Here is a 14,501-nt window from a genome sequence, read left to right as displayed (position 1 = left end):
CTTGATCTTATTGTTGCAAGGCATGGAACACATCCGGGGCCGACCGGTACGCTCTGCAAAGCGCGTCGGCACGACGGCCTGTTTATCATCTGGACGTGAGCCCACATGATCCGCGATCTGATGGCCAAGCTGGCTTCCATCGCCATCATGATGTTTGCGCGCGCGCTGACTGCGGCGCGCGCCATCTGGCATGAGACCGGCCTGCCGCCAAAGCAGAGCATCTATTTCGCCAATCATTCCAGCCATGGCGATTTCGTGCTGGTCTGGGCGGTGTTGCCGCCGTGGCTTCGGGAACGCGCGCGGCCGGTTGCCGGGGCGGAATACTGGCTGAAATCGAAGCTCTCGGCCTTCATCGGTCGCGACGTCTTCGACGCCGTATTGATCGAGCGCGACGCGGCGGCCCGCACCCAGGACCCGGTCGAGCAGATGACGGCCGTCCTTAACGACGGCTCGTCGCTTATTCTCTTTCCCGAGGGAACACGCAACCAGACCGAGGCGCGGCTCCTGCCGTTCAAGAGCGGGCTCTACCACCTCGCCTGCAAGCGGCCGGACGTGGCGCTCGTGCCCGTCTGGATCAACAATCTCAACCGCGTGATGCCAAAGGGGGAGTTCGTGCCGATCCCGCTGATCTGTACCGTAAGTTTCGGCGAACCGATGCGCCTCAAGGCACAGGAGACCAAGGACGAGTTCATCGCCCGTGCCGAGGCCGCCCTGCTCTCGCTCGCCCCCTCTTCGACGGAAGACAATGCATGAGCGCGGCGAGCCTGGATATGCTCAAACTGCTTCTCGGCGTCGGCGGCATTCTCGTCCTGGCATCGAGCATCGGCTACGTGCTCAAGCAGAAGCTTTCACCGGACGGATCGAACGGCGCGATCGAGAACCTCAACGCCCGCATCAGGGCCTGGTGGGCGATGGTGGTGTTGATTGCCATCGCCTTCGTTGCCGGTCGGGTCGGCGTGCTGCTGCTCTTTGCATTTTGTTCTTTCGCGGCGCTGCGTGAATTCATCACGCTCATCAACACCCGCCGCGGTGACCACTGGGCGATCGCCGCGGCCTTCTTCGTCGTGCTGCCGATCAATTATTTCCTGCTCTGGGCCGAGCAATACGGCATCTATTCGATCTTCGTGCCGGTCTATGCCTTTCTGCTGATGCCGATCATCGCGGTTCTGCACGGCGACACGCGCGACTTCCTGCTCAGGATCTCGGAGGTGCAATGGGCGCTGATGATCTGTGTCTTCTGCGCCTCGCATGTGCCGGCGCTGCTGACCCTGCAGATCCCGGGCTATGAGGGACGCAACGTTCTCTTGATCGCCTTCCTGGTCATCGTCGTCCAATCGAGCGACGTGCTGCAATATGTCTGGGGCAAGCTATTCGGCAGGACCAAGATCGCCCCAACGCTTTCGCCCTCGAAGACGGTCGAGGGTTTTGTCGGCGGGGTCGCAAGCGCCACCCTGATCGGCGCCTCGCTCTGGTGGATCACACCGTTCACGCCCGCCCAGGCGGCGTTGATGTCCTTCATCATCACCCTGATGGGCTTCTTCGGAGGGCTCGTCATGTCGGCGATCAAGCGGGACCGCGGCGTCAAGGACTGGGGCCATCTGATCGAGGGCCATGGCGGGTTGATCGACCGGCTGGATTCCGTCGTCTTCTCGGCGCCGATCTTCTTCCATCTGACGCGCTATTGGTGGTCGCTGACATGACCGCGAAGCTGAAGGGACTGGCGGGCAGCGGCGTCGTGCACGTGGCATTCGCTTTTTTTGCCATGGGCGGCTGGGCGCTTTTCGCCAACCGCCATCACCCGATGCCCAAGCCGCTTCTTGCCGCCGTCATCCAGGGTACGCTCTCGGCGCTTCTGACCCTTTACCTCAAGACAGCGGTCGACGCGCTTTCCCGGCGGTTCCGTGGAACCAAGCGATTGTTCCTGCCGCCGCTCCTCGCCTGTCTCGGCTCGTCGGCGGCGCTCGTGGCAATCCACACGATGAGCGGCACGCCGGAGGTCCTGAGGACGATCGCGTTGCCGCTCGCGGTGTCGACCACCTACGCCGCCATCTACAACTATTCCATCAACCGAGGAGAGCCCGGGCATGACCGGTGACCGCAGGCCGCTCGCAAGCCGCAACACCCGCTGGGCCCAGGCGATCGCCCGCCGCCTGGCATCGATGAATGTCACACCCAACCGGATCTCGCAGGCAAGCATGCTGGCCGCCGCCTTTGCCGGGCTGGCCTTCTGGCTGACGGGCGAAACCCAGGATGGCGTGAGGGTTACGCTGTTCTTCGCTGCCGCCCTCTTCTGCCAGTTGCGCCTGCTCTGCAATCTCTTCGACGGCATGGTCGCCGTCGAGGGCGGCAAGGGCGAAGCCGACGGTCCGTTCTGGAATGAGTTTCCGGATCGGGTCGCGGATGTCTTCATCTTCGTCGGCGCCGGATACGGGATTGGCGCCCCCGCCCTCGGTTTTGCCGCAGCCGCCTTCGCCGTGCTGACCGCCTATGTACGCGAACTCGGCCGCGCCAATGGCGCCCCGAGCGACTTCTCCGGCCCCATGGCCAAACAGCACCGCATGGCGACAATCACGCTGGCTGCGGTCCTCTCGGCCTTTGAAGGTCTTTGGCTCGGCGACGGTGAAATCCTCTGGGCGGCGCTGCTGTTGATCTCGATCGGCGCGGCCTTAACCGCCCTCGTGCGTGCCCGCCGCCAGATCGCCTGGCTCCGGCACAACGCCACCCCGAAAGGCTGATCGTTCCTTACCGCTACAACTGAACGACGCCCGCGCGATAACCCGCAGGCGCCCCTTGACGTTTCGTTGCATTAATTATTAGATTGATTAGTCGATTTATTAAACTTGAACACTCGACGGGGCGGAGCGGCGTTGCCTGCACCTACTGGCGATCGAGAGGTTCATTTGTCGCAAAAGACTTCTGTTTCAATCGGCTACGGCGCGATCCTCCACGCCTTCCGCTACGGAGAACACGAATGACCAACCCCGACCGCATCGACGATGTCGACGCACTTCGCGGCTTTGCACTGCTCGGAATCCTTCTCGTCAACACCATGGCCTTCGCCTCCGCCTTCTACGGACTGGAACTCGCGGACCCCGCCTTCACCGGCATTGCCGATCGCACCGTGCATCTTGTGATCGCGCTGTTCTTCGAGATGAAGTTCTACCTGCTGTTCTCATTTCTATTCGGCTACAGCTTCACCCTGCAGATGCGCTCGGCGGAAAAATCCGGCGAGGCCTTCGTGCCGCGGCTCTTGCGTCGGCAGGCCGGCCTCTGGCTGATCGGTGTCGCCCATGCGGTTCTGCTCTTCCATGGCGATATTCTCACCACCTATGCCGTGCTCGGCATTGTCCTCCTGATGCTGCGAAACCGCAGCGACGGTGCCCTCTTCCGCCTGGCGAAATGGCTGGTGATTCTCGTCGCCGTCGCATGGGGCGCACTCGGGATTGTTGCCACCCTGGAACCAACGCCGCTTGATCGGCCTGGCATCCTTGCCGCCGCCAAGGCAACCGAACTTGCCTTCCGAGGCGACTGGCAGGCAATCATCAGCCAACACTTGACGGAGCTTTCGTCCGTCTGGGTGATCCTGGGTTTGCTGCAGGCGCCCTCGGCACTCGCGATGTTCGTACTCGGGCTCATCGCCGGGCGTCACAAGACGCTGGCGCGGCCGGAAGAAAACAAGGCGTTGTTCCAACGCCTGCTGCGCGCCGGCCTGTGGATCGGCCTGCCCGGCGCCATCGTCTATGCCTATGCCAGCGTCGAGATGATCGATTCGCCTGCCGCCATCATCGGGCTCTCGATCGGGCTGATTACCGGGCCGTTCCTGACGGGTGCCTATGTCGGCGGCGTGATGCTGTTCCTCGGAACGAAGGCCGGGCAGCGGTTGCGCAACTTACTGGCGCCTGCCGGCTGCATGGCGCTCTCCAACTACCTCGCGCAATCATTGATCGCCGCTCTGATCTTCCATGGCTACGGCCTTGGCCTCATCGGCCAGGCCACACCACTGACAACCGTGCTGATCGCCCTTGGTATCTACACGGCGCAGCTTTTCATCAGCCGCTGGTGGATGGCCCGTTTCGCCTACGGCCCGCTCGAATGGGTCTTGCGCTTCATCACCATCTGGCGGGCGCCGCAATGGCGCAAACCGGTCGGGGCGCGCTGACAACACCTCCGACTGACCGCGGGAGCAGTTCCGCACACCAGCGCGCATGAAAAAGGCCGGTCGCGAGACCGGCCTTTCCTGATCGATGCAAGCCCGGCTTAGACGAGACGGGACTGCTCCAGCGCCGCTTCGACGAAGCTCGCAAACAGCGGATGCGGATCAAGCGGGCGCGACTTCAGTTCCGGATGGTACTGAACGCCGATGAACCACGGATGATCCGGATATTCGACCGTTTCCGGCAGCACGCCGTCCGGCGACATGCCGGAGAAGACAAGGCCGCAAGCCTCAAGGCGATCCTTGTAGTCGACATTGACTTCGTAGCGGTGGCGGTGGCGCTCGGAAATATCGGTCGAACCATAGATCTCGGCGATCTTGGTGCTGCCCTTGAGCGACGCGCGGTAGGCGCCGAGGCGCATGGTGCCGCCGAGATTGCCGGAGGCCGAACGCTTCTCGAGCTCGTTGCCCTTCACCCACTCGGTCATCAGGCCGACGACCGGCTCCTTCGTCGGACCGAATTCGGTCGAGGAGGCCTTCTCGATGCCTGCGAGATTGCGTGCCGCTTCCACGACCGCCATCTGCATGCCGAAGCAGATGCCGAAATAGGGCACCTTGCGCTCGCGGGCAAAACGCGCCGCATTGATCTTGCCCTCGGAGCCGCGTTCACCGAAGCCGCCGGGAACGAGGATGCCGTGTACCTTCTCGAGATAGGGTGCCGGGTCTTCCTTCTCGAAGACTTCCGATTCGATCCACTCAAGCTTGACCTTCACCCGGTTGGCGATACCACCGTGATACAGCGCTTCGATCAGCGACTTGTAGGCGTCCTTGAGGCCGGTGTACTTGCCGACGATCGCGATCGTGACTTCGCCTTCCGGCGTGCGGATACGATCGGCAACGCGCTCCCAGGCTTCCATGCGCGGCTTCGGCGCCGGCTCGATGCCGAAGGCGGCCAGCACTTCGTTGTCGAGGCCTTCCTTGTGGTAGGCGATCGGAACGTCGTAGATCGAGGCAACGTCGAGCGCCTGGATAACGGCCGACTGGCGGACGTTGCAGAACAGCGAGAGCTTGCGACGCTCGGCTTCCGGAATTTCACGGTCGGCACGAACGAGCAGGATATCGGGATGAATGCCGAGCGCCTGCAGTTCCTTGACCGAATGCTGCGTCGGCTTGGTCTTCAGCTCGCCGGCCGCCGGAATATACGGCATCAGCGTCAGATGGACGTAGACGGCGGTGCCACGCGGCAGATCGTTGCCGAGCTGGCGGATCGCCTCCATGAACGGCATCGCTTCGATGTCGCCGACCGTGCCGCCGATTTCGCAGAGCACGAAATCATAGTCGTCGTTGCCTTCGGTAACGAAGTTCTTGATCTCGTTGGTAACGTGCGGGATCACCTGAACGGTTGCGCCGAGATAGTCGCCGCGCCGTTCCTTGTCGATGATGTTCTTGTAGATCCGGCCGGTGGTGATGTTGTCGGTCTTCGTCGCCGAACGCCCTGTGAAGCGTTCATAGTGGCCGAGATCGAGATCGGTCTCCGCGCCATCATCGGTTACGAAAACCTCACCGTGCTGGGTCGGGCTCATGGTGCCCGGATCAACGTTGAGGTAGGGGTCGAGCTTGCGCAGTCTCACCCGGTAGCCACGCGCCTGCAGCAGTGCTCCGAGAGCCGCTGCAGCGATGCCTTTTCCGAGGGAGGAAACCACGCCGCCTGTGATGAATACATATCGCGCCATGGGAGTCACCGGATACCTTTTAACAAATGATTCCGCCACCGAAAAATTCATGTTCCAGAACTTTTCGTCTTGGGATGGAGGCAGACTTCACACAAAACAAAACCGGCGGATGAAACATCCGCCGGCGGGTTCTTCTGAATTGCGGCCTTATTGGCCGCTGGGAACTTGCGATCCCGAATTGTTGTTGGCGGGCGTCTCAGTCGTTGTGCCGCCTGCCGGAGCTTCGCCCGATGTTGCCGGCGCCGTCGAAGGGACACCGTTGCCAGTCGCAGCGCCGTTACCGGTTGCCGGGGCCGTTCCCGGCTGCTGCTGCGTGGCGCCACCGGCCGGAGCCTGGGTGTTGCCGCCACCGAGCGAATCGAGAACGCCGCCGCCGTTCGAGCTGGTGCCCGGGATACGGTCGAGGATGTCGGTCGCCTGCGGCTGATAGCGAGCGAGGATGCCCATCGCGAGCGCCAGAACGAAGAAGAGCGCGGCGAGGATCGCCGTCGTGCGGGTCAGCGCGTTGGCCGTGCCGCGGGCGGACATGAAGCCCGAGCCGCCGCCGATGCCGAGACCACCGCCTTCGGAACGCTGAATGAGAACGACGCCGATCAGGGCGACGACCACCATGAGATAGATGACGAGTAGTACGGTCTGCATCAGCTTCCAGTCCTGCCCTTGGGGCACACGAATCAAACCATGCGCAAACTCGGCCTGGCCGGGCGCAATTTTTCGCCTCTTTATACCAAGCCGTACGCCATTCCAAGCCCCTGCCCGGCAACCCGGGCGATCAGGCCGTCAATTCTTCATAAGCCCGGTAGATGGCGAGGAAGTCTTCGGCTTTCAAGCTCGCGCCGCCGATCAGTGCGCCGTCGACATTGGCGACGCCCATCAACTCCTTCGCATTGGAAGGCTTGACCGAGCCACCATAGAGGATACGCATCTTGGCTCCCGCGTCGGCAAAGCGCGAAACGAGTTCCTTGCGCATGAAGGCGTGCGCTTCCTCGACATCGGCAGCCGTTGGCGTCAGGCCCGTGCCGATCGCCCAGACGGGTTCGTACGCGATGACGGTGTTTTCGGCGGTCGCCGCGTCCGGCAGGCTTTCGGCCAGCTGTCGCTTCAGGACGTCGAGCGTCTTGCCCGATTTGCGCTCGTCACCGGTCTCGCCGATGCAGACGATCGCCACGAGTTCGGCGGCATGCGCCGCTTCCGTCTTCGCGCGCACCAGCGCATCGCTTTCGGCATGATCGGTGCGGCGCTCGGAGTGACCGACAATGACGTGGGTGCCGAAACAATCGGCGATCATTTCGGCGGAAACGTCGCCGGTGTGGGCGCCCGATTGCTTCTGATGGCAATCCTGCGCGCCGATCAGCAACGGACTATCGTCGCAAAGCGCCGTCGCCACGTAGAGCAGGGTCGCAGGCGGGCAGATCAGCGTTTCGACATTGGCGGAGAGTTCGCCCTTGACCCCTTCGGCCATCGCCTTGATCTGATCGAGCGAGGCGCGGGTTCCGTTCATCTTCCAGTTGCCGGCGACGAGCGGGCGGATATCGGGCGTCATGCAGTTTCCTCCGGATGCTTTTCTCCCGAAGCGGCCTAGCAAATGCGGCCGGCAAATAAAAGCGCTGACGGCGATTATTCCCGACGGCGGGGCCGGTTGCCTGCCCCGCCGTAAATGCACCTCATGCGGCGCGCGTCATCTCGACCACGGCAAACGGCAGCCCTTCGTCGTCGGTTGCCTTGCGTGTGGTTTCGACGAAACCGAGGCGGAGATAAAACGCGACCGCCGCCTGGTTGTCGGCATAGACGCTTACATCCAGTCGCCCGAGCCGGGCGGTAGCATCCTCGACAAGCGCGCGACCGATACCGGCGCCGCGAATGTGCGGATCCACGAACAGCCCGCCGATGAAATTCCCGATCAGCCCGATGAAGCCCACGACCTCCCCGTCGATTTCGGCGACCCAGTTGTCGGCCATCGGCAGATAGGTGTCGCGCACCACCTGTTGCTGCTCGACAAGGCGCGTCTCGCCGAGAAACGGATGACCGAAGCGCGACGCCGCGAGCCAGATTGCCAACAGCCGTTCGCCCTCCTCGGGGCGCCAGGGCCGGATGGTGATGGGCTTGGCGCCAGCGACCGCCCGGCCCCTGCCCCCCGCTCCCTGCTTCCCTTGCGGCTGCAATGCCGCAATCGCATACATAAGCGGCAGGCTTGGCATGGTTGCAGGCGGCGCCATACGCCGGCCACCAAGGTCGCGCATGCCTTCGAAACCGATCCAGCCGTTGGAATAGGGATATTCCGTCAGACGCTCGATCCGGAGCCCGGCATCGATGAGCGTCTGGATCACATCCGCGATGCCCCAGTTGAACTCGAAAGATGGGTGGGGATTGCTAAAGCCCACCACACCCTCCTGGTAGCCTCCGGCCGCAAGACCGGCACCGGAATCCGCAACATAGTCGCCGACGCCCGCTTCGGCGACCGGTTCCTTCGGCGCGTAGTCATAGTGCGGCTCCCAGCTTGGGTCGAAGACCATCGCGAAGGGATGGAACTCGATGAAGGCGAAGCGCCCGCCGGGCTTGAGTACATCGGCGATACCGCGCGCCCAGACCCCGAGGTCCGACAGCCAGCAGATGGTGCCGTAGGACGCAAAGACGCGATCGAACCGCCGTTCGTCTGCGCGGGCACGCTCGAACCATTCGAACAGGTCGGACCGTTCGAATCTGGCCGCGATCCTGCATTCTTCGGAAAGCCGCGTGGCGAAGGCGATCGCCTCATCCGAGATGTCGACGCCGGTCACATTCGCGCCGAGGCGCGCAAGGCTCAGGCTGTCCTGGCCGGAGTTGCATTGGAGATGGAGGAGGTCCAGCCCGGCGATATCACCGAGCAGTTCGATTTCCTCCGGATAGAGCGTGGAGCCCCCGGCACGGAAAAAGGCCGCCTGGTCGCCCTTATGGCTGTTGTGCGCGACTGTCGCCGCATTCCAGGAGAGGCGATTGGCCTCGTGTAGATCGTTACTCATAGTCTACTCATGAAAATCGTGCGGCAGACACGGAGCCAGGGCCCCATGCTGCGCTGTTTTTAGAATTTCAGCACGGCCTCGAGCTCGTCGTCATAGTGCTCGCCCGTCGGCTCAAAGCCGAGCTCTCGATAAAATCCTTCGGGACTGCCGGGACCCTGTCCGTAACTCGTGTAGAGTTCGCGAAGACCGCGCGCCTTCAAATCACGAACGACAAGGGCGATCGCCTGCTTGCCAAAGCCCCTGCCCTGGAACGGGCGGGCAATCATGAAGCGCCAGAGATAGACGCCGGGGCAATCGATACCGTCGTCCCAGTCGGATCCTTCATGCAGCATGATGAAGCCGACCAGCGTCTCTTCGGCATAAACAGCGCGGAACAGGCATTCTCGGAAAAATGCGCCTCGGCAATCGAGGTGCCGTTGTCCGCCACCATGTTGCGCTGTTCGTCACTTAGCGTTTCGCTGAGCTCGCAGACGTCGCAGACGGTCAGGGCTGAAATGCGCCGCAGGGTAATTTCGGCATCAGACGGCAATACGGTCTCACCCATTGGAAACTCCTAAGAAAAATCAAAATGTTAAAAAAGAGCCGGAACCAGAACGGTCGACTTCGGATCACCCGCTAAAGGGGCAAACGGCACGTATGATGAAATCATGGCGAGAAAACGCTTGACCGTTCGCGATAGCGAACGGCGCTAGACTCCGGTTCGCAGATGGTCCTGGTCTAGCCTAGAAACCCAACGTCACTTTGGTCGGCCTGCTGACGGATGTGTACCGCCGTTCTCGAGGCCGGCAATCGCCGCGTGAACGTCCGCCTCCACGTCTTCGTCGAACTGCTCGAGGATCGCATCGCCGATCAAGCCGTGAACCTCGCGCAGGTAGGGGGCAGCCGCCTCGCCTTCGCCAAGAGCGAGGTAGGAGCGTGCGATCGAAAGCGACGAAAGCGGCTGGCGCCGCTCCAAGGTCCACTCGCGGGACAGCAGCGAGACGGCGATGCTCTCGCGGTACTGCCCGGCATCGCAAAGTGCCGCGCCGTAACCACTCTTGATCCAGTAATACATGTCCGTGAAAGCGAGGTAGGCATCGGCTATGTCGGATGCCAGACGCCAGGCATCGATCGCCTCGCCATATTTGCCTTCGGTTCCAAGGCGGATGCCCGTGCGAGCCAGTTCATAAGCCTCCCGCTCATGCGGACTCATTGGTGTCGTTTTTTTCTTCGGTGTCGTTTTTTTCTTCGTCATCTACGCCAGCCCAACTGCTTCCGGGAACAACCCCTCCGTGTCCCCTTCCACCGCAAGTGGACCACAGCTTGCCGACGTCAACAAGATCGCAGTGCAATTTTACGGTATTATCGGCGAATAAAAGCATGAGCTCATGGGTCTCACCGCCGTAACCGAGTTGTAGCGGCCGGGCTGGCGACCACGGAGACGAACATGTTGCGCAACGACAAGGCCGGGTTCGGCTGGGTCACCATCATCCTTCACTGGACGATTGCGGCGATCATCCTTGCCTTGCTCGCCCTCGGCTTCATCATGCGCCGGGTTCCGATCGACCCAGTGCTGCAGTTTTCGCTGTACCAGTGGCACAAGTCGCTGGGTTTCACCGCGCTTGGCCTGGCGGTGGTGCGCGCCCTCTGGCACGTGGTCGAGCTTCATCCGAAGCCGCCGGAAGGCCTCAGCCCCCTTGAGCAGCGCGCAGGCAGCGTCACTCATATCGTGCTCATGGGGCTTGCGCTCGCTGTCCCGCTTGCCGGTTGGGCCGTCGCATCCACCTCGACGCTGAACATCCCAAGCTTTTACTTCAACTGGGTCGTCATACCGCATCTGCCGATGGCGAAATCGGCACCGGCTGAGAACCTCTGGACGCTCGTCCATATGACGCTCGCCTATCTGCTCCTCGCCTTTGTGACGCTTCACGTATTGGCCGCCCTCTACCACCACTTTGCGCGGCGGGACGACGTCCTCGTCCGCATGCTGCCAACCGGATCGCGCCGCCATAAACGCTCCCAAACGGCGGGCGCGAATCCGGTCATCGCTGGAAGGAAGAAACCATGACACTGCGCTTGCAACCATCACCCAGGGCAATTGCACTCGCCTTGCTGGCGGCCATGTCCGTCAGCCCATCGCTCGCTGTCGGCGCCGCGCCAGACCTTGCCGATGCGGCCGGAAACTACGGCATCACGTCCGCTTCCCGTATCCATTTCACGGTAGCACAAGCAGGCGGCGGAGGAATCGTCGGCGACTTCGGCAAATTTTCCGGCAGCTTCCGCATCGACCGAAATGATGTCGACCACTCGACCGTCGAGTTCACGCTCTACCCGGAAAGTGTGAAAACGGGAGAGAAGCGGACCGAGGATTTCCTGAAGTCCAGCGCCGTTTTCGACACCGCGAACTACAGCACCGTCACCTTCCGTTCGACGAATGTGAAGCAGACCGGCCCCGCTACCGCGGCGGTCGAGGGAACGTTGACCGCCCGCGGCACCTCGCGAAAGGAACGCTTCTCGGTGACGCTGCTTGACTGGAACCGCGGCTCGATCGCCTTCAACATCCGCGGCAACATCCACCGTTCGCCCTATGGCATGGATGTCGGCACGCCGATCTATTCCAACGTCGTCGAGTTCGACATGAATATCAAAGGGCAGAGGCGGTGAACGCCCCTGCCCCTTTCTGAACGCAAGTCCTTGGCTCAGCCGATCTGGCTGCCGACGAAATCCTTGACGATGCGCACGATACCGCGGCCGAGCAGGTCGTCGAGCGCTGCGATGAACTGGTCGACATGAGCGCGCTCGCAGATCAGCGGCGGCTCGAGCCGGATGACGTTGCGATTGTATTCGGTGAAGGCCACCAGCACATCGTAGTCGCGTAGGAGCAGCGCGCCGATGAAGCCGGACAGCGAACCCTTGAGTTTGTCGTCAAGCATGGAGACGACGGGGCGCAGCACCATCGGCAGCGTCTGGCTGAAGTCCTGGAACTCCAGGCCGACCATCAGCCCCTGGCCACGAACGTCCTTGATGATCTTCGGGTATTTTTCCTTCAGCGCCTGCAGGCGATCGATGAGATAGTTGCCGCTGTCGGCGGCGCGGTCGATCAGGTGCTCGTCATAGAGCACATTGATGCCTTCGATTGCCGTCACGCAGGCCTCTCCCATGCCGCCAAAGGTCGCCATGGCATGGATCATTGCGGTCTTCGGCGTGCCGTAGGCCTTCATATAGACTTCGCGACGCGCGATCATCGCGCCGACGGCTGCCTTGCCGGCGCCGAGCGACTTGGCGAGCGCTGTCACGTCAGGCACGACACCATAATGCTCGAACGCATAGAAGCGGCCGGAGCGACCATAACCGCACTGCACCTCGTCGGCGACCCAGAGCACGCCGTACTTGTCGCAGAGCGCGCGAAGCTTCTGCCAATACTCGGCCGGCGCCTGGATGATGCCGCCGCCTCCCTGGATGGTTTCGAGCACGATGACACCGATTTCAGGATCGGACTTGAAGGCGTTTTCCACCGCGTCGATATCGGCGAATGGCACGCGGACCGTATTGTCGGTGAGCTTGAAGTCGGCGCGATAGAGCTGGCCGTCGGTGATGGCGAGCACACCCTTGGTCTTGCCGTGGAAGGAATTCTCGGCATAGACGACCTTAGGCCGCTTCGGACCGGCGGCGCGCTCGGCGAGCTTGACGGCAGCCTCCATCGCTTCCGAGCCGGACGAGCCGAGGAAGACCATGTCGAGGTCACCCGGCGAGCAGGCGGCGATGTTCTTGGCCAGCGCCGCCGCATATTGCGACATGAAGGCGATGGCGATCTCGTGACGCTTCTCGTCCTGGAACTTCTGCCGCGCTTCAAGGATGCGCGGATGGTTATGGCCGAAGGCCAGCGAGCCGAAGCCACCGAAGAAATCGAGGATCTTGCGGCCGTTCTGGTCGGTGTAGAACATGCCCTCGGCGCTTTCGATCTTCACCTTGTGGAAGCCAAGAAGCTTCATAAAGTGAAGCTGTCCGGGATTCAGATGCTCCTTGAAAGCCGTGGTGATGTCGCCGATCGACATGGCCTTTGCCTGTTCCACGGTGATCAGTTCGGGCTTTGTCACACCACCATCGAGCGAAGGGGCGGCAAGGGCGATACGGTTCGGTATGTCCAACATGGTGTCTCCCCTCATTCGGCCGGCACGGCGACGGCGGCGGTGGCCGCGGCACCCATTTTCTTTGCCCGATATTCGTCATAGGCGGCGACCAGCATGTCGCCATCATTGTATTCCGCACGCCATCCGAGCTCGCGCTTCAGCTTGCCGGTCTCACGCACGCACATCTCGTCTGCGATCAGATACTGCTCCGGATCCATGATCGGCTTGTTGATCAGATCGAAGAAGGCCAGCGTCTGCTTGACCGCGAAGGCGGGGGTCGGCAGCAGGAACGATTTGGAACCGGCGTGCTCGATGAGATTGCCGAGCAGGTCGCGCACCGAGGGCGGATTGTCGGAGCCGAGATTGTAAGCTTCATTCGGCACGCCACCCTTCCAGGCAAGGCGTGCAGCTTCGGCGCAATCGAAGACCGAGATGAACTGATAGGGCACCTTGCCCGAGCCGATCATCGGCACCGGCAGGTTCATGTCGATCAGCTTGAACAGCTTCTCGAGAATGCCGAGACGACCGGGCCCGATGATCAGGCGCGGGCGGAAGATCGAAATGTTCATGCCCTGCTTGCGCCATTGCACCGCAAGCTGCTCGGTCGCCCATTTCGACTTGCCGTATTCGCCGAGCGGCTTTGCCGGATGGGTTTCGGTCTGCGGCGATTGCACCGTGTGGCCGTAGATCATGTCGGTGGTGAACTGCACCAGGCGCGATGCGCCGGCGGCGTCCATGGCCTTCATGATGTTTTCGGCGCCGTAATAGTTGACGGGCCAGAAGAATTCCCAGCGCTTCGAGCGGATCTGCAGCGGCGACAGCATCTTGGCCGCCATATTGTAGACCATGTCATCGGGACCGATGCCGACCTTCTGTACAGCCTTCAGGTCAGTGACGTCGCAATGGACGAAGCGGGCGCGGCCGTAATGCGGCAGGTCGGACTTGACGATATCGGCGATCACCACGTCCTCGCCGTCCTTGACGAGACGTTCCGCCAGGTGACGGCCAACAAAGCCGTCGCCACCAAAGATGATGTGTTTCATGACTTGCTCCCGAATTCTGCAGTGCTCACCCCGGCTGCATCCGCCGGCTTGTCATCGGCGTGGGATGAGATGCCCGACTGGGCGATAAGAAGGGTTCCTGCGCAGATCAGCGCGATGCCGGCGATGCGCCAGGCATTGAGGTCCTCGCGGAAAACGAAATAGGCGAAGACCGCGACTGCGACGTAGGCGAGGCTCAGGAACGGATAAGCAAAGGAAAGCTCGACCTTCGACAGCACATAGAGATGCGACGCCATCGAAATGACGAAGGTCGCGAGGCCGGCAAAGACCCAGGGGTTGAAGACGATCTGGAACAGCCGGACGATCGCCGTTTCAGCGGTCATAGAAATCGGCCCGAGCGTCAGCATGCCCTGTTTCAGCATGAGCTGAGCGGCAGCGTTGGTAAGCACCGTAAAGAGAATGAATGGAATATATTTCATTGTTTTACTCCCAGTCCCGAAAATGTA

The 14,501-nt window shown here is 61.9% G+C and carries 17 protein-coding genes; 7 read left to right on the top strand and 10 right to left on the bottom strand.

Annotated elements, in window-relative coordinates:
- Positions 1-105 precede the first annotated feature (105 nt).
- From AC070A_RS25235 to AC070A_RS25215, 5 genes are all read left to right on the top strand, one after another.
- Positions 106-753, top strand: coding sequence for a lysophospholipid acyltransferase family protein (locus tag AC070A_RS25235; protein ID WP_192495288.1), 648 nt, complete (start codon positions 106-108; stop codon positions 751-753).
- A complete protein-coding gene (locus AC070A_RS25230) occupies positions 750-1,700 on the top strand; it encodes a phosphatidate cytidylyltransferase (protein ID WP_057255651.1) in 951 nt (316 codons plus the stop codon). The genes AC070A_RS25235 and AC070A_RS25230 overlap by 4 nt, the downstream gene beginning before the upstream one ends.
- Entirely contained in the window at positions 1,697-2,095 is a 399-nt protein-coding gene (locus AC070A_RS25225; protein WP_057255650.1) for a hypothetical protein, read from the top strand. Before AC070A_RS25230 ends, AC070A_RS25225 begins: the two co-directional genes overlap by 4 nt.
- Positions 2,085-2,735 (top strand): CDP-alcohol phosphatidyltransferase family protein, encoded by a 651-nt coding sequence (locus AC070A_RS25220; protein WP_113736711.1) that lies wholly within the window; start codon positions 2,085-2,087, stop codon positions 2,733-2,735. The genes AC070A_RS25225 and AC070A_RS25220 overlap by 11 nt, the downstream gene beginning before the upstream one ends.
- Positions 2,736-2,971: 236 nt before the next feature.
- The gene (locus AC070A_RS25215; protein WP_113736710.1) at positions 2,972-4,159 is read left to right on the top strand and encodes a DUF418 domain-containing protein; all 1,188 of its coding nucleotides are present in this window, start codon (positions 2,972-2,974) and stop codon (positions 4,157-4,159) included.
- Positions 4,160-4,257: 98 nt separating this feature from the next.
- Here the strand turns inward: AC070A_RS25215 and pyrG are convergent, their stop codons facing one another.
- The 7 genes from pyrG to AC070A_RS25180 form a co-directional block, all read right to left on the bottom strand.
- Positions 4,258-5,895, bottom strand: coding sequence for a CTP synthase (gene pyrG / locus AC070A_RS25210; protein ID WP_082616291.1), 1,638 nt, complete (start codon positions 5,893-5,895; stop codon positions 4,258-4,260).
- Positions 5,896-6,033: 138 nt separating this feature from the next.
- Positions 6,034-6,528, bottom strand: coding sequence for a preprotein translocase subunit SecG (gene secG, locus AC070A_RS25205; RefSeq protein WP_057255646.1), 495 nt, complete (start codon positions 6,526-6,528; stop codon positions 6,034-6,036).
- Between the two features lie 130 nt (positions 6,529-6,658).
- On the bottom strand, positions 6,659-7,429 hold the full coding sequence (gene tpiA, locus AC070A_RS25200; protein ID WP_113736709.1) for a triose-phosphate isomerase: 771 nt from the start codon (positions 7,427-7,429) through the stop codon (positions 6,659-6,661).
- 121 nt (positions 7,430-7,550) lie between these two features.
- Positions 7,551-8,885 (bottom strand): bifunctional class I SAM-dependent methyltransferase/GNAT family N-acetyltransferase, encoded by a 1,335-nt coding sequence (locus AC070A_RS25195; RefSeq protein ID WP_210334583.1) that lies wholly within the window; start codon positions 8,883-8,885, stop codon positions 7,551-7,553.
- A 59-nt stretch (positions 8,886-8,944) separates the two neighbouring features.
- Positions 8,945-9,217 carry a GNAT family N-acetyltransferase gene (locus AC070A_RS25190; RefSeq protein ID WP_255571416.1) on the bottom strand — a complete coding sequence of 91 codons (273 nt, stop codon included), beginning with the start codon at positions 9,215-9,217 and terminating at the stop codon, positions 8,945-8,947.
- Entirely contained in the window at positions 9,148-9,429 is a 282-nt protein-coding gene (locus tag AC070A_RS25185) for a hypothetical protein (RefSeq protein WP_246806037.1), read from the bottom strand. Before AC070A_RS25185 ends, AC070A_RS25190 begins: the two co-directional genes overlap by 70 nt.
- Before the next feature lie 192 nt (positions 9,430-9,621).
- Positions 9,622-10,119, bottom strand: coding sequence for a hypothetical protein (locus AC070A_RS25180; protein WP_113398879.1), 498 nt, complete (start codon positions 10,117-10,119; stop codon positions 9,622-9,624).
- Between the two features lie 192 nt (positions 10,120-10,311).
- Here AC070A_RS25180 and AC070A_RS25175 point away from each other — a divergent pair, with 192 nt between their 5' ends.
- Together AC070A_RS25175 and AC070A_RS25170 are read left to right on the top strand one after the other, a co-directional pair.
- Entirely contained in the window at positions 10,312-10,932 is a 621-nt protein-coding gene (locus tag AC070A_RS25175; protein WP_112947120.1) for a cytochrome b, read from the top strand.
- Positions 10,929-11,528: a YceI family protein gene (locus AC070A_RS25170; protein WP_058320566.1), complete on the top strand. Its 600-nt coding sequence runs from the start codon at positions 10,929-10,931 to the stop codon at positions 11,526-11,528. The genes AC070A_RS25175 and AC070A_RS25170 overlap by 4 nt, the downstream gene beginning before the upstream one ends.
- 35 nt (positions 11,529-11,563) lie before the next feature.
- On the opposite strand, the gene AC070A_RS25165 is transcribed toward AC070A_RS25170, so the two are convergent.
- From AC070A_RS25165 to AC070A_RS25155, 3 genes are read right to left on the bottom strand one after another with little or no spacing between them, the layout of a single operon-like run.
- Positions 11,564-13,015: an aspartate aminotransferase family protein gene (locus AC070A_RS25165; protein ID WP_492384528.1), complete on the bottom strand. Its 1,452-nt coding sequence runs from the start codon at positions 13,013-13,015 to the stop codon at positions 11,564-11,566.
- Positions 13,016-13,026: 11 nt separating this feature from the next.
- Positions 13,027-14,037, bottom strand: coding sequence for an NAD-dependent epimerase/dehydratase family protein (locus AC070A_RS25160; RefSeq protein ID WP_058320564.1), 1,011 nt, complete (start codon positions 14,035-14,037; stop codon positions 13,027-13,029).
- Positions 14,034-14,474, bottom strand: a complete 441-nt coding sequence (locus AC070A_RS25155) for an EamA family transporter (protein WP_113736706.1) — start codon at positions 14,472-14,474, stop codon at positions 14,034-14,036. Before AC070A_RS25155 ends, AC070A_RS25160 begins: the two co-directional genes overlap by 4 nt.
- Between the last annotated feature and the right edge of the window lie 27 nt (positions 14,475-14,501).

Source organism: Ensifer sp. GW101-20A05, from assembly GCF_059424735.1.
The sequence above is the reverse complement of the archived record's forward strand: the minus strand, read 5'-3'. Positions and strand labels throughout refer to the sequence as shown.